Origin of the sequence: Microbacterium sp. UMB0228 (assembly GCF_002871415.1) — a bacterium.
In the GTDB taxonomy this organism is placed as follows: Bacteria; Actinomycetota; Actinomycetes; order Actinomycetales; family Microbacteriaceae; genus Microbacterium.
The window spans coordinates 10,243-25,234 of the sequence record NZ_PNFU01000010.1; the positions used below are offsets into that span (position 1 = coordinate 10,243).

At 70.0% G+C, this 14,992-nt stretch carries 14 protein-coding genes and 2 pseudogenes; 6 read left to right on the forward strand and 10 right to left on the reverse strand.

The genetic code is table 11. The annotated features are described in order from the left end of the window. A partial coding sequence (gene mobF / locus CJ226_RS16915) for a MobF family relaxase (RefSeq protein WP_219719994.1) occupies positions 1-2,966 on the reverse strand: 2,966 nt, incomplete at its 3' end. A 518-nt stretch (positions 2,967-3,484) separates the two neighbouring features. Between mobF and CJ226_RS18530 the strand changes: the two are divergent. Further along, positions 3,485-3,619: pseudogene (locus tag CJ226_RS18530) on the forward strand (DNA cytosine methyltransferase); the annotation flags it as partial. Between the two features lie 94 nt (positions 3,620-3,713). Next, positions 3,714-4,181, forward strand: a complete 468-nt coding sequence (locus CJ226_RS18220; protein WP_174235354.1) for a hypothetical protein — start codon at positions 3,714-3,716, stop codon at positions 4,179-4,181. 164 nt (positions 4,182-4,345) lie between these two features. Here the strand turns inward: CJ226_RS18220 and lnt are convergent, their stop codons facing one another. The 9 genes and pseudogenes from lnt to CJ226_RS16960 form a co-directional block, all read right to left on the reverse strand. Next, a complete protein-coding gene (gene lnt, locus CJ226_RS16925) occupies positions 4,346-5,974 on the reverse strand; it encodes an apolipoprotein N-acyltransferase (protein ID WP_180964640.1) in 1,629 nt (542 codons plus the stop codon). Positions 5,975-6,070: 96 nt separating this feature from the next. Next, positions 6,071-6,436: a thioredoxin gene (trxA, locus tag CJ226_RS16930; RefSeq protein ID WP_036542724.1), complete on the reverse strand. Its 366-nt coding sequence runs from the start codon at positions 6,434-6,436 to the stop codon at positions 6,071-6,073. Between the two features lie 54 nt (positions 6,437-6,490). Next, the gene (locus CJ226_RS16935) at positions 6,491-7,384 is read right to left on the reverse strand and encodes a sulfite exporter TauE/SafE family protein (protein ID WP_036542721.1); all 894 of its coding nucleotides are present in this window, start codon (positions 7,382-7,384) and stop codon (positions 6,491-6,493) included. Between the two features lie 121 nt (positions 7,385-7,505). Then, positions 7,506-7,739: a YgaP-like transmembrane domain gene (locus CJ226_RS18630; protein WP_218871006.1), complete on the reverse strand. Its 234-nt coding sequence runs from the start codon at positions 7,737-7,739 to the stop codon at positions 7,506-7,508. A gap of 112 nt (positions 7,740-7,851) precedes the next feature. Further along, a pseudogene (locus CJ226_RS18635) lies at positions 7,852-8,106 on the reverse strand (rhodanese-like domain-containing protein); the annotation flags it as partial. A 100-nt stretch (positions 8,107-8,206) separates the two neighbouring features. After that, positions 8,207-9,616 (reverse strand): rhodanese-like domain-containing protein, encoded by a 1,410-nt coding sequence (locus tag CJ226_RS16945; RefSeq protein ID WP_036542718.1) that lies wholly within the window; start codon positions 9,614-9,616, stop codon positions 8,207-8,209. 71 nt (positions 9,617-9,687) lie between these two features. Next, positions 9,688-10,932, reverse strand: coding sequence for a hypothetical protein (locus CJ226_RS16950; protein WP_126892897.1), 1,245 nt, complete (start codon positions 10,930-10,932; stop codon positions 9,688-9,690). Next, on the reverse strand, positions 10,929-11,798 hold the full coding sequence (locus CJ226_RS16955) for a cytochrome c biogenesis CcdA family protein (RefSeq protein WP_102209895.1): 870 nt from the start codon (positions 11,796-11,798) through the stop codon (positions 10,929-10,931). Before CJ226_RS16955 ends, CJ226_RS16950 begins: the two co-directional genes overlap by 4 nt. 6 nt (positions 11,799-11,804) lie before the next feature. Beyond that, the gene (locus CJ226_RS16960) at positions 11,805-12,557 is read right to left on the reverse strand and encodes a DsbA family protein (RefSeq protein ID WP_102209896.1); all 753 of its coding nucleotides are present in this window, start codon (positions 12,555-12,557) and stop codon (positions 11,805-11,807) included. Positions 12,558-12,649: 92 nt separating this feature from the next. Between CJ226_RS16960 and CJ226_RS16965 the strand changes: the two genes are divergently transcribed. From CJ226_RS16965 to CJ226_RS16980, 4 genes are read left to right on the forward strand one after another with little or no spacing between them, the layout of a single operon-like run. Then, positions 12,650-13,240, forward strand: a complete 591-nt coding sequence (locus CJ226_RS16965) for a hypothetical protein (RefSeq protein ID WP_102209927.1) — start codon at positions 12,650-12,652, stop codon at positions 13,238-13,240. Then, entirely contained in the window at positions 13,237-13,626 is a 390-nt protein-coding gene (locus tag CJ226_RS16970) for a BlaI/MecI/CopY family transcriptional regulator (RefSeq protein WP_036542093.1), read from the forward strand. The genes CJ226_RS16965 and CJ226_RS16970 overlap by 4 nt, the downstream gene beginning before the upstream one ends. After that, positions 13,623-14,606: a M56 family metallopeptidase gene (locus CJ226_RS18535; protein ID WP_102209897.1), complete on the forward strand. Its 984-nt coding sequence runs from the start codon at positions 13,623-13,625 to the stop codon at positions 14,604-14,606. The genes CJ226_RS16970 and CJ226_RS18535 overlap by 4 nt, the downstream gene beginning before the upstream one ends. A gap of 32 nt (positions 14,607-14,638) precedes the next feature. Beyond that, positions 14,639-14,965, forward strand: coding sequence for a hypothetical protein (locus tag CJ226_RS16980; protein ID WP_036542089.1), 327 nt, complete (start codon positions 14,639-14,641; stop codon positions 14,963-14,965). Positions 14,966-14,992: the final 27 nt, after the last annotated feature.

The following is a 14,992-nucleotide window of genomic DNA, read 5'->3' on the forward strand; positions in this document are numbered from 1 at the left end:
CCGTAGGCGTCGGAGCCGAGCACGTCTTCGATCTGCTCGGCGGTGATCCCGGACGCGGCGAGCAAGGTCGCCCAGCGGTCGTGCTGGGCGGCTTGCGCGATCGTGTCGTACTCGGCCGCGAGCTGCGCGATCGAGCCCCAGCGGTCCTGCTCGGCAGCGACCGTCTCGTGCGCAGACAGCTCGGCGCCGATGTGCTGCAACACGCCGTAGAGGATCGAGCGAGCGGTGACGTTCGGGTTGTCTCCGGGATGCGGCACCGCGTGTTCTGCGTCCTCTCGGTCGACGGTGACATAGGCGTGGTTGCTGTGGGCGCCGCGGGTCATGGAGACGTAGAAGTTCTCCCGCGTCGTGGTGGCGGTGACGACCGCGTGCGCGGTGTCGGTGGTGACGCCCTGGGCGCGGTGCGCGGTGATCGCGTAGCCGAGGTCCAGGTGCTCGGCCACATAGTCGGCCGGCAGGACGATCCCGCCGCCGAACCTGCGCCCGGCCGGGCGGATGCTGACCGACCCGTCCTCGCGAACTCCGGTGACGGTCCAGCGGGAGCCGTTGCGGACCCAGGTTCGGCCGTTGCGGAGCCGCCGGTCGTTCTCGCGGGTGATGACCAGATCGCCCTCGGAGACCGCGGTGCCGTCGCGCAGCGGCAGTTCGCGGGTCGGGTTTACGGTGCCGTCGATGATCCGATCCGCCCGCGCTCTGGCGTTCAGCTCGGTGACGGTCGCGTGGGTCTCGGTCACCAGGATCGACGCCCGCCCGGCGGCAAGATCGGCCCGCCATTCTGTGTAGGCGGCGTCGATCATCGCTTCCTCGTCGCCGCCGGTGATCCGGCCGTGCTCGATCAGGGCGTCGATCGCCTCGGCACGGCCGTGGCGTAGCTGGAGCGAGGTGGTCTTCTCCCATTCGTTGGTGAAGCGGTGCAGATCGGTCAGCTCGGGGGCGTCATCGCGGGCGTGCACGAGCATGGCGAAACTGCCGCCGGCGCCGGGTGATTGGAGCTGGCCCCAGTCGCCGACCAGGAGGACTTTCGCGCCGGCCTTCTCGGCTTCGTGGGTGAGCCGATCCAACGACATCGTGCCGGCCAGGCTCGCCTCGTCGATGATGACGAGCTGCCCGGCCGTGAACGTAGTCCCGTACATGAGGTGGTTCTGCCACCACTTCGCCGTGTTCTCCGTGGCGATGCCGAGGTCATCGGCGAGGACCTGCGCGGCGACCGCCGAGGGGGCGAGCCCGATCACCGACCCTGTGCCGTGCTCCTTCTCCCACGCCCTGCGGAGCCCGTTCATCGCCGTCGTCTTCCCGGCCCCAGCCGGGCCGACCAGCACGTCCACGACCCGACCGGAGACCGCGATCGCGGCAAGGGCCGCGGCCTGATCCTCGCCGAGCACCCGGCCGCGTGCGTCGGGCTTGCGGGCGATCCTCTCAACCGTCTCCAACGGCACCACCGGCCCGGCCGTTGTGGCGGCACGCGCCAGGAGTCGGTCTTCGGCGGCCAGCAGGACTTCGGATGAGAACAGGGTCGAGGCGTGCGGCCGGAACCGAGAGGTGCCGTCCACGCGGCGGAACTGCAACGGGCTGGACGCCAGCTCCGGCGGCGTCAGCCGCAGCGAAGCGTGCTCGGCGGCATCGACCACGAGCCCGGTGATCGCCTCCCGGTCCTGGATGCTGGCGAACCGCCACCCCATCAACTGCCGGGATGCTTCGGCATGCAGGTTCCAGCGGGTCCAGGTCGAACGCTTCTCGCCCACCGTCTCCATCACGGTCTGCCCGACCTCGCGCACCACATCCAGCGGCACGTCGTCGGCGCGCAGCACCCGCCGCGGTGCGTCTGCGGTGGATGCGGTGAACGTGCGCGCCCAGCCGTTCGCGTCCCGGCGCAGCACCCGGCCGGCGCGCTGCCGCCACTCGGCGGTGAGGTCGGCCAGCGACCGGACCTGCTTCTCCGGCCTCGTGGCGAGCGTCGCCTGCGCCCGAAGTTTCAGCACCGTTCGCGCGGAGGGCTGCCTGCCGTGCTTGGCGACGTACCCGGCGATGAGGCGGTCTTTCTCGGCCTCGATGTGTCGGGACCGGGTGGAGAACTCGGTCACCAGCTCGTCGGGCACGCCCTCGATTTCCCATGCCGGGTTCCGGTCCCTGCCCCGTTCGCGTGCTTCCCATTCGACGCCGAGGACGCGGGTGAGCTGGTCGGCCAGCGCGGCGTTGTAGAGCTCGGAGACTGCGACGACCACGGAGTGCATCGGCCGGCCGGCGAGGGTCCGCCAGCGGCCGTCCTGCACGGTCAGGACCTTGTTGCTGACGACGACGTGGGTGTGCAACTGCGGGTCGCCCGCACGGCTGTCGTAGTGATCGAATGCCGCGGCCACGACACCGGCGACGTCGACGTGCGCAACCGCGCCGTCCGGCCCGGTTGCACCGACGCGGGTTGCGGCAACCTCGCGTTCGAGGAACGCAACCAGCTCTGCAACCGCCGCATGATGGGCGTCCGCGATCAGGGCTTGGGTGCCGGCGTCCGCGACCGCCCAGATCGTGGAGACTGACTTGGGCACGCTGAATGTGAAGTCGTAACCGGCTACTGCGCGGCGGGTGCCGCGCTCGGCTTCCTCCGCCTCGATCGCGGCCACTTCCTGCGCTCGAGTCGCCGGCCCCAACTCGGGGTCGAGGGCGTCGACGCGCTGCTTGATCCGCTCGGTGATCGACGCGAACTGCTGGTAGGCGCGGCCCAGCGGCTCGCCCGTGATCGGGTCATGGCCCATCCCGACCAACAGCGCGAGCTGAGCTTCAGAGACCTGCCCTCCCTCGACCAGGTCGCCGTGCCCGAGACGACCCAGCCCCGAGCCCATCCAGAAGCCCGGCGGCGTGCCCGCCTCCGCGTAGTAGCGGGTCAGCGGCGTGCTCAGGCTCCGGTCGCCGTCGCCCGCGGCGATGGACTTCAACAGGTACTTGTATCCATCGCCCGCGCTCATCACGCGCATCGAAACCGTCACCTCGGCTGCTCCTTCCGGCCGCGCTCGGAGAGCAGGTGAGCCCGCGAGACCGGTCGCATCAGATGCGACAAAGCCCGAAACGGCCTCGTCTGAAAGACGTGTGATGGCTCGGTGGGCCGGCGAACGAGAGCTGGCGGCGCCGCCTGAGTCACGGATTCCGAAGTACGCGGGGGTGGTGCGCCGCGCGCGGGTCACGGCATCGGCGACGAGGCAAGCGGTGGCGGTTCGAGTGGTCGCGCACCTGGTCGCTGACCAGCCCGGTGGTGACCTCATGCGTGAAGTCCGACCGGGATCACCCGTCAACCGGAGCCCTCATGCACGACCCTCACGACCGGACTCGCCCACTCAGGGTCGGATCACTGTTCTCCGGGTACGGCGGTCTCGACCTCGCCGTCGAACACGCCTTGGATGGCGAGACGATCTGGTTCTCCGAGAACAACGAACACGTCTCCCGCATCTTCGCCCACCACTGACCCGACGCCCCCAACCTGGGCGACATCACCACCATCGACTGGCGCACCGTCGAGCCGGTCGATGTTCTCTGTGGAGGCTTCCCCTGCCAGGATGTCTCGACCGTGGGCAAGCGCGCCGGCCTCGCGCCCGGCACCCGCTCCGGGCTCTGGTCGTACATGGCCGCCGCGATCGACGCGCTGCAACCCCAGCTCGTCGTCATCGAGAACGTGCGCGGCGTGCTGTCCTCACCCGCCGTCCGCGCACCCCTAGAAGAAGACGACGATGCGCAAAGCAATCCCGACCACGCAACCCCCGGCGATGCAGCCCTTCGCGAAGTGGAACCCGACCCGTGGGGTCTGGGAGACCTCGCAGCTCGACCTCTCCGGGCAGTCGGCGCCGTACTCGGCGATCTGGCCGGCCTGCGGTATGACACGCAATGGATCGGCCTACCAGCGTCCCTTGTCGGCGCTCCTCATCCCAGGCTTCGCGTCTTCGTCCTCGCCCGCAGCCGGGGCACTGTTCAGGACGCCGCTCGCCACGGACTCGACTGGTGGCGGCGAGTCACTGGAACAGGTGAGGGCGAGGCGGGGGACGATCGCGCTCTCGCATCAGATCATCGACCTCGCGCTAAACGGGCCGGCTGGCTTGCAGAGCAAGAGCAGCGAACCCGAGATGCTGTGGTTCCTGATCGAGGACATCTTCGCCGCTGGGGACGCTACGCCCGCGCCATCGCCCGATGGGAGCATGTGACAGGACGAATCGCGCCAGCGCTGCTAGACAGGACTAGTGGACCGCGGCCGTCGCCCGAGTTCGTGGAGTGGTTGATGGGTCTCCCCAGTGGTTGGATCACTGATCCGATCCATCAACTCACGGCTAATCAGCAGATCGCTGCGCTCGGCAACGGCGTTCTTCCGCTACAAGCGCTCTCGGCGATGCGCGTCGGCGCACTCGTGCAGGCCGTTGCTGCTTCGTTGGCTGGAGTCCAGCACCCGATGGTGTCGCGAGGATGCACGGTCTCGCAGGAGGAGGAAGGCGAGGACGAGAAAGCCGGCGAGAGTGCCTGAGACGATCAGCGTGTTGATCGACTGCGCCAACATGACGGCGGCGGTGAGCCCGTCCCGGAGCTCAAGGTCGGCGATCATGAGTCCGGGTTCGTCCGCGGCTAGTGCGGCCAGCGTGGCGCCGTTCGGGGCGAGTACCTGGCTGGTGCCGGTGGTGGAGAGGTTGACGACGCTGCGGCCGGTCTCGATGGCGCGCATGCGCGCGAACGCAAGCTGTTGCAGGTTTTCATCGGTGTCGCGAAAGTCGGCGTTGTTCGTCTGGAACATGAGCACCTGGGCACCGCTGTGCGCGCCTTCGTGAATGACGTCATCGAAGGCCACGTCGAAGCAGATCGCCAGTCCCACCTCTACGCCGTCGACCTCGATGGCGGGTGTGTCGACGCCGGCGGCGTACTCGCGTTCTAGGAGGTCTACCAGGCTGGGCACGAGCGCGCCGTAGAACCACCGGTCGGGCACGTACTCGCCGAAGGGGACGGGATGGCGTTTGGCGTGCGCGGCCGTCGGCCCGTTCGAGGTCCAGAGGAAGGAAGTGTTGTAGACGAGGTGGCCGTCTGCCGCGGCGGCGTTGAGCAGGATCGGGGCGTCGTATCGGGCGGCTGCATCGTCGAGCGCGTGAGCGGTGGCCTCGTCGGCGAGGGGATCACTGTCGACGCCGCCCTCGGGCCAGAGCACGATGTCGACCTGTTCGTCTTCGAGAGGGGCGGAAGCGGCGAGCTGAGATTCCAGGACCGCGCCCGGTTCGTGCTCATCGACGTACGCGGCGGGGCCGTTGCCCTGCACAGCGCCCACCCGGATGGTGCCCGCGTGACTGGTCGGGAACTGCGGCACCAGGACCATCACCGCTGCGAGACCGAGCACGGGGATCGACGCCGCCCACGAGGCGAGAGGTGTTCTCGGGTGCTCGGTGGCGTTACCGCGTGCCGGTTGCGCGCGCACGATCCAACGGACTGCTTCGATCGCGGCGGCGCACACGGCGACCATCAGGAAGCCCAGGCCGGAGACGCCGACCCATGACGCGACCGGAGCGATCGGGCTTTCCGATTGGCTCATCGCCACCCGTCCCCACGGGAATCCGCCGTAGGGCCAGGAGCCCATGATGAGTTCGCGGATCGTCCAGGCTCCCGCTACCAGCAGCGGCAGCGCCAGCAGCCGCATCGCGAAGGCGTTGCGCCGGCGCGGCAGCCATCGGTAGGCGAGGGCGATCGGCACCGTCAGCACAGCCGTGTAGATCGTCAGCGCGCCAGCCAGGGCCACCCACGGGACCCAGCTCAGCGGATGCTCCCCGAGAAACTGCGCCGACCAGGACACGTGAGGAAACCAGAACGCTGCGCCGAAGACTGTCCCGACCAGCAGCGCCCCCCAGGACCGTCGCCCGATGAGAGTGACCAGGGACAACGTCACCGAGACGAACGCCAGCGGCCACCACCCGAGTGCGGGGAACGCCGCATCCATCGCGAGCCCGGCCACGCCGGCGACTGGCATCGCGGCCCATAGCGGCAAGGGCGCAGTCTCGGACGCCCGCGTCCGCGTGTCGGCCGATGTCTCGACTCTGAGCCCGGAAATGATGCGCTCCCTGTTCTAGCGAGGGTCGGACGCCTGCATTTGCGCGCGCACGTGGTCCATGTCGAGGTCGCGGATTTTGCCGATCAGGTCGTGGAGCGCTTTGGCCGGGAGCGCTCCGGGCTGGGAGTAGACCAGGACGCCGTCTTTGAAGCCCATCAGCGTGGGGATGGAGGTGATCTGTGCGGCGGCGGCCAGGGATGCCTGGGCCTCGGTGTCGACCTTGGCGAACAGGATGTCGGGATGCTCGGTGGACGCGGCCTCGAAGACGGGGGCGAAGCTGCGGCATGGTCCGCACCAGGCGGCCCAGAAGTCGACCAGCACGATGGGATGGTCGGTGATGGCGGCTGAGAATGCGTCTTCGGTGAGGTCGATGGTTGTCATGAGGGTGGGGCTCCGGAGTCTGGTCGGCGACGGTGTGTTGTGAGGTGAAGTGGTTCAGCCCGGGGTCGGCCGGGCTAGGCCGAAGGGACAGTTGAGAGCGGTCAGCCGGCAGACGAGGACGAGGACCACCGTGATGAGTCCGAGGCCTCCGGCGGCGATCGCCCAGGCCGGCGGCAGCTCGATCACGAGCACGAGCGTTCCGGTGAGCAGGACGAAGACGCCGAAGACCTTCTGGAGGGCGTCGGCTGGTATGCGTCCTGACAGGCGCGCACCGAGGAGCGCTCCGAGCACGGCCATCGCAGTGACCGCGGCCACCAGGGGCCAGTCGAGGGTCACCGTGGTCAGGTAGCCGGCGAGTCCGGCGAAGGACTTCATCGCGATCACCAGCAGTGAGGTGCCCACGGCCACCGGCATGCTGAGGCCGCCCAGCAGCACGAGGGCGGGGACGACGAGGAAGCCGCCGCCGGCGCCGACGATCCCGGTGATGAGGCCGACGACGATGCCTTCGAGCATGGTCCGCAGCATCGGCAGCGAGTGGGCGCGCTCGGTCCCGGCATCGGCCGTGGGTTGGTCGGTGTCGCGCCTGGGCTTTCTGGTGACCATCGCGATCGCGGTGGCGATCATCATGATCGCGAAGGCCACCATCAGCACGGCACCGGGGAGCTGGCCTCCGATGAGTCCTCCGGCGAAGGCGCCCACCATGCCAGCGGCTCCGAAGATGAGCCCGGTGCGCCATCGGACTCGACGGTGCCGGGCGTGCACGACGAGGCTGGACAACGAGGTCACGCCGACGATCAGCAGCGAGGCCGCGATGGCCTCTTTCGGGGGCATGCCCGCGATGTAGGTGAGCAGCGGGACGGTCAGGATCGACCCGCCACCGCCGAGCGTCCCTAGCGCGAGCCCGACACCCACGGCGAGCACGAGGGTGAGGATCAGGGTGCCGCTCACTCGTGCTCACCGGGCATCGTGGTTGGTGCTGCGGGTCGTGACGCCGACCGTGCCGATGCCGGTCCTAGATGCGGGGTCGTTGCAGTTGAACGCCGTCGGAACGTCGGAGCACGCCAGGGCATCACAGTTCCTGGGTCGCGACCGGGATGGATGCGATCGCGCTCCGTGCGGTGGGGCTGGCCGTGACCTTGTTCCAGGGCATGCGGGAGAGGATGCGGCCCATCAGGCAGGAGCCGGTGAGCGCCGCGACGACGAGCCCGGCGCTGAGCGCGAACGCGATGAACCGGGACTCCGGCCAGAGGAACTCGGCCACGAGCAGGCTCACCAGGACGATCAGCCCGGCCGTGAACCGCACCCTGGCGCTCGATGTCCCAGCGAGCTGCGCTGCGGACCACCTGGCCGCCAGCGGCCTCGAAGGCGGGCACGCCGCCGGTGAGCACGTTGGCCGTCCGCACGCCGGCGGCAGCGAGATGCTGCTGGGCCTGGGTGGCGCGGTTGCCGGACTGGCACACGAGTACCGCGCGGTGCCCGAGCCGCTCTGCCAGATCCGAGGCGTGTTCGGTCAGCAGCGGCAGCGGGACGTTGTACGAGCCGTGAATGTGGAGGGTCTCGAACTCGGCCGGGGACCGCACGTCGATGATCGTGAGGTCGTCGTGGAGCTGACGCCACTGGGCGAGCTCCTCGGCGGTGAGCGTTCGGAGCTCGGCGGAGGGATCGGTCATGGGGTGGTTCCTCGTCAGGTCTGGCCGCGGGCAGCGGAGATGCGAATGGAAGGGGCTGGGGCCGACCGCCCGTCGGAGGATGCGATCGTTCTGCTGTGCGTCAGGCCAGCGCGGTCTCGCTGGTGGTCTCCTGCCATGCGCGCCAGGCGTTATAGCTGCCGTCGAGCTCGACGACAGCGTGCCCGGCGCGTCGTAGGGCACTCGCGGCGACGGTGTTCCGCATCCCGGACTGGCAATAGGTCACGATCGTGCCGGAGCGCGGCAGCTCGTCTTGGTGCCAGAGGACGCGTGCGGCGCTGAGCTGTGTGGCGCCGGGGATGTGCCCGGCGGCGTACTCGCCGCGCTGGCGCACGTCCAGCAGCAGCGCGGCATCGAAACCTGCCAGCTCTGCCGGCTCGATGAGGGGCGGGACGAACCGGGGAAGCCCGTCGATGGTGGTGACGTAGCCGGCGGTCTGGTCGATGCCGACCCGCAGCAGCCGATCCGCGATCGCCTGGGCGGCGGTCTGGTCCTCGGCCAGCAGCACCAGCGGACGCGAGTCGGCCTCGGGATCGTAGGCCCAGGCGGCATAGGTGGCGGTCTTGGAGCCGTCGGGGATGTTGAGCGAGCCGGCAACGGTGCCCTGATGGGCCTGCGCCGGCGGGCGGGTGTCGACGAAGGTGATCTCGTCGGCCTCCAGCCGCCGCGCCACCTCCGCTACGGCCAGCTCGGGCACCGGGCCGCGCTCGCCCAGCACGGCGGGACCCTCGCGGTTCTGCTTCTTCATCCTCGCGAAGTAGGCGTGCGCGTCGGGCTGCCCGTCGAGCAGCTCCTCGATGAACCCCTGCTCGTCGTCGGCAGCCAGGTGGCGCGACCACCAGGCGTTCGCGCGTTCGTAGCCGACCGTGGTCGAGGGCAGCGCGCCGAGCGCCTTGCCGCACGCACTGCCGGAGCCGTGCCCCGGGTGGACCTGGACGTGATCCGGCAAGGTCAGGAACACCTCACGCAAGCTGGTGAACAGTTGCCGCGCGCCCTCGAAGCGGGTGTCGACCCCGCCCGCGGCCTCGTCCAGCAGGTCGGGGCGGCCCAGGTCCCCGGCGAACACGAAGTCGCCGGAGATGAGGTAGCCGGGCTCGCTGGCGAAGGCGCCGTCGGTGACCAGGAACACCAGGTGCTCAGGAGTGTGACCAGGCGTGTGCCGGGCCTGGATCGTGATGTTGCCGATCGTGATCGTGTCGCGGTCGTACAGACGCCGGGCGTCGAACCCGTACTGCCAGTCCGCGCCGCCCTCGCCGGAGACGTAGACCTCGGCGCCGACCGCCGCAGCCAGCTCGCGGGTCCCGGACAGGTAGTCAGCGTGGATGTGGGTCTCGGTCACTGCGACGATCCGCATGCCGTGCTTGGCCGCGAGCGCCAGGTAGTCCGCGATGTCGCGGCGCGCGTCGATCACCACCGCCTCGCCCTTGGCCTGGCAGCCGATGAAGTACCCGGCCTGCGCCAGGTCCTCGTCGTAGATGCGTTCGAGAAGCACTGTTCATCCTTCCGTCGATGCCATCGATACCCTGGGGGGTATTGTTACCGTCTCATACCCCCTGGGGTATTTCAAGTCGAGTGTGCGACCCGAGCGCCCACGATCGACATGCCCGCGTGGCTGGCCGTCGGAGAGGACTCGTTCAGAGGGGACTCAGCGATCGTCGCCACCAGGTGCCGTCGTTCCTGGAGGAGGAGTGCAGCGCCGTTGATGGTGATGTGGGTGGGCACGATGATCGGTCCTTGGCCGTCGGGTTCGTAGGCTTGGGCGACATCACCGGTGAGGACGTTGTGGACCCGGATCGCCCCGTCCTCTCGCAGATAGAGGAAGACGCCGCCGATCGCCGCGATGGTGGTCTCGGCAGCAACAGGCAGGGACCACAGTGGTCGGTCGTCGGCGTCATAGCCGTGCAGGCCGGTGTCGTCCAGGGTGACGAGGGTCCCCGTGGTGGGGTCTACGGCGGCGTCGCGGGCGGTGCTGCTCACGATGCTGCCCTGATCCAGGTCGAGGAGCGCGCCGGTGGTCTCGGAGGTGGCGACGAGCGCGAGCCCGTCTCCCGGTGCAGGGCGCAGGGACGCGCTGATGGACGCCGCCGTCCAGCCGTGCTCGGCGAGGGGGACGCGCCAGAGCTCCTGATCGTCGGCCGTGTCGCGCGCGATCAGAGCGTCCTCGTGGGTGAGCAGCACGATGCCGTGGTACTCGCCGATGATGCGGATACCTTCGGGGCTCGACTCGTCGGCCGCGACGTCTCCGGTGGTGGGGTCGAGCGCGACGCGTGGGCCGGTCTCGCCCATGAAGCCTTCGGGAGGTGCGGCGAAGACCAGCCCGGGGCCTTGGTAGGGGCCGGGCACCTCGACCGGACCCCAGACCCGTTCCCCGGTCGTCAGGTCGTAGGCGGTGGCAGTCGTCGCGGCCAGGGCGTCGGCCGTGGTCTGGAGGTCGCCCAGGATCGCGAGGGCTCGGCCGTGCGCGTCGGTGGTCACGACGAACCCGGTGCAGCTCGCTGGACGTTGCGCGGCCCACAGCACGTCCCCGTGGACGTCCACGGCGGTGAACTCCAGCACACCGTCGCGTTCACCGGCGGCCAGATACACCCCGTCCGCGTACTGCGGAGTGATGTCCCACCCGGGGTCCACGACTTCCAGCTCCTCGAACGGCGTCGGCAGCCGCATGCCCGAGGTGTCCACCACGGGTAGCGACCCATCGACCGAGTAGGGGTCTCTTACGGGCTCGGGCTCGGATGCCCCGCAGCCGGTCACCAGCAGCGCGGCCACGGCGGCGAGGGCAAGGCTGGAGCGTCGCCGGCGCGGCGTCATGACTGTTCCGCGCGGTGCTCGCCCGCCTGGGCGTCAGCGCGAGCGTGGGTACGGCGGCGTCTGGCCCAGAGCACGAGCACGATCCCGGCGATGAGGACGACGGCGAGGATGTCCAGGATCGGGTTCGCCAGGATCGCGGTGTTCTCCTGGAGCCAGGCCTGGGCGTCGAGCGGAACCAGTTCGGGAGCCCCGACCAGGCCGTTGGTGGTCCAGAACAGCACCCCGACGCCCACGATCAGCAGCCCGGTGACCACCGAGGTGGTGTGCAGCTCCCGGCCCAGCACGGTGAACGATCGCCCGCGCAGGAACCGGCGTCCACGGGCGCCCAGGCGCTGCCAGAGCGCGGCGATCAGCAGCAGCGGCAGCACCATGCCCGCGCCGTACACGGCGAGCATGACGCCGGCGGCGAGGGTGTCGCCGCGGGCGGCGGCCAGGGTGAGCACGGCGCCCAGGATCGGGCCAGCGCAGAATCCCGCGATGCCGCTGGCAGCGCCCAGCAGCACCGTCTTGACGAGTCCGGTCTTGGACGCCGCTTGCGCGTGCAGGTCTGCCCCGGCCGGTAGCAGCCGGGCAGGGTCGAACCCGAACCCGAGCGCCTGCGCCGCGCCGAGGACGACCAGGACCAGCGAGGCGACGAGCACGATCGCCTGCCGGTGAGTCACGAACAGCGTCCCCAGGGCGCCGGCTCCGACCCCCACGGGGACCAGGACGGTCAGCAGGCCGACGTAGAACACGGCTCCGTGCAGCAGCAGCCGGGGCCCGCTGCCGATCGTGGAGGCGAAGAACGCCGGCATCAGCAGCGCCGCGCACGGGCTCAGCAGCGCGAGCGTGCCGCCGGCGAACGCGGCGAGCAGTCCGATGTCCACGCCGCCTCACTCCGCCGCGTCGAGCGCGCTCTGGAACGCTTCCTGGAACACCTCGGTGGGCTGCGCCCCGACGATCGGCTGTCCGCCCAGGATGAAGATCGGGGTGGAGGTGGCGCCGAGGTCGAACCCGAACTGCTGGTTGGCGGCGATCACCTGCGCCGTCTCCTCCGAGCCCAGGTCGGCGGCGAACTGCTCGGTGTCCAAACCGAGTTCGCCCGCCAAGGCGACGAGGGCTTCCTCGCTCAGCTCGCTCTCGGACCTGCGCTCCCCGTCCTCGAACAGGGCGTCGTGGTACTCCCAGAGCGCCCCCTGGAGGGCGGCGGCGTACGAGGCCCGCGCTGCGCGCTCGGACGCGGGACCGAACACGTTGATGTCGCGCCACTCGATCCGCAGATCCCCGGCGTCGACGTGCTCCATCATCGACGGCAGTGTCTGCTCGCTCCACCGCGCGCAGAACGGGCACTGATAGTCCGAGAACACCACCAGCACCACCGGCGCATCCACGGGCCCGGCCGCGAGCAGGTCCGCCTCGTCCCTGGTCTCGGCCGCAGACAGGTCCGGTTGCTCGGGGTTCTGCACCTCCGTCGGCGCGCCGCTATCCGACGGGGAGCCCCCCTCCTCGGCCGTCGTGCCACTCCAGTTCACCGCCACGATCACGGCGATCAGGACAGCAGCCAGGGTCAACACGGCGACCGGCACGACCCATGACGACCTCGAACGGTTCGACGGTTTCGGGCGGTTCGTGGTCTCGGTGGGCATAGGGATTCTCCTGTCACTGTCGCGGGCACCGACCTCTACTATCTCAGATAGTCGACTATGCGTGGTAGTCGAGTCGTGTCAGAATGGGTTCCATGACCTCTCCCACGACTCGATCCCGCCAGGGCATCGGCGAAAGCTTCCGGTTGGCGGTCCAGGCGCTTCGAGGGTGGACGGGCAGGCAGGTGCTGGCCGCGATCGCTGCCTCGGCGGTTGTCGCGGTGGTGATCGGGGTGGCGACGGTGCTGATCCCCAACCCGCTGTTCGGTCGAGACATCCCGCCGGTGTGGTGGAACTATCCGGTGTGGCTGGTCACCTCGGTGCTGTCGGGCATGCTGGTCGCTACGTATATCCGCCCGTACCGCGCCGCCGCGGACGAGCAGCAGGCGAATGCGGTCAGCGAGGACGGCGCCGCCACCGACGCGGCCGATGAGGCGCAGGCTCGGCGCACCAGCCGGATGGGAATGGCCGGCGGCATCCTGGCGTGGTTCGCGGTGGGGTGCCCGGTGTGCAACAAGCTGGCGCTGCTGGCGCTGGGGTACTCGGGAGCGATCACCTGGTTCACCCCCGTGCAGCCGTTCCTCGCGCTCGGCGCGCTGATCCTGACCGGCGTCGCACTGGTGTGGCGACTACGCGGGCAGGTCGCTTGCCCGGTCCGCCCCGAGCCGGTGGCGGCTGTGCGATGAAGGCCGCCGATGGGCGCTCCGGCGACCTGCTGCGCCTGGGTGCGTTGGAAGCGCAGGTGATGGACGTGCTGTGGGACCACGGCCCGGCTACCGTGCGCGAAGTGATCGAGCACCTGCCCTCCGACCCCGCCTACACCACCATCGCGACCGTGCTCACCAACCTGGATCGCAAGCGCCTGGTGACCATCACGAGGCAGAACCGGTCCACCCGGTACGGCGCCAAGATCACCAGGCACGAGCACGCCGCGGGGCTGATGGAGCAGGTGCTGGAGGCTAGCCGCGACCGGGCCGCCTCGATCCTGCAGTTCGTGGACTCGATGCCCGAGAACGACCTGGACCTGCTGCGCGACTACCTGGAACGCCGCGACCGGGGAGACATGCCATGACCGCGGGCATCCTCACGATGGCTCTGTGCACCGGACTGGTGGCATTGGCGGTGTTCGGGCCGTGGTTGCTGCGGCACGCTGCCCCCGCCCTGGTGCGCGTCCCGCGCTTGGCGATCGTGGTCGTCGCCGGCGGCATCGGGGTCTGGCTGGTCACGCTGCTGGCGATCGGCCCGGTGCTGGCCTGGGCCGGAGCCGGCCCCGCGCTGCTGCCCGAACGCGCGGCCGAGGTCTGCCAACGGTGCCTCACCGCCGCGAACCCGTTCTCCGCCGACACCACCGAAACCCTGATCCCCGCGGTGCTGCTGCTCGCCCTGCCGGTGGCGCTGGCCCTTGCTCTGGGAGCAGGTCTTGCCCGCCAGATGGTTCGGCGCAGCTCTCGCTCCCGGGACGCCGCCCGCACGCTGCTGCACGGCGCGCGGCGGCAGCTCCTTCACGGGCACGAGGTGGCACTGGTCGACGCCGAGCACCTGTTCGCGCTTACCTTCCCCGACCGTCACGGCGGGATCGTGCTCTCCACCGGCGCGGTGCGCGCGCTGGGGCCGGGCGAGCTGGCCGCCGTGCTGGCCCACGAGCACGCCCACCTGCACCAACGCCACCACCTCATCACCGCGCTAGTGGACAGCATCGCCGCCTACCTACGGTGGGTGCCGCTGATCCGCGCTGTCGCCGACGCGCTGCCGCACTACCTGGAGATCGCCGCGGACGACCAGGCCCGCCGTCACGCAGGAACCCCGGCGCTGGTCAGCGCCCTGGTCAAGCTCGGCGAACGCACCCACCCCGCCATGCCGCAGCACTCCTGCCCTGTCGCCTTGCACGCCGCCGGTCCCGAACGCATCCGCCACCTCGTCCACCCCAGCGCCGGGCTGGCAGGCGCCCTGCCCGCCGTCGCGATCGCCGCATACCTGGTCGGCATGACCGCCCTTGCTGCCCTCGTCCATCTGCCCTACGTCTCGGCCGCCCTCACCGGCTGCACCATCTGACCCTGCCGGAAACCAAGAGAGAACACCAAACAATGAATGAGAACACTCGTGAGGTGATCCTGCACGTGGCCGACGACCCCGCCGACGTGCAACGGGCGCTGGACGCCGCCGCCGGACTCCACGCCGCCGGCCTGGGAGTGCGGGTGCGGGTGATCGTCAACGGCCCGGCTCTGGCCGGCCTGACCGGCACCGATGCCGTCCAGGTGCCCGAGCACACCGAGGTGGCCGCGTGCAGCGTCGGGCTCGGACGGCGCGGCATCGACCCCGGCGAGTTGCGACCCGAGGTCGGCACGGTCCCCTCCGCGGTCACCGCGATCGTCCATGCGCAACTGGCCGACGCCGCCTACATCCGCATCTGACCGGACCAGAAGGTGGCAGATGGAGCG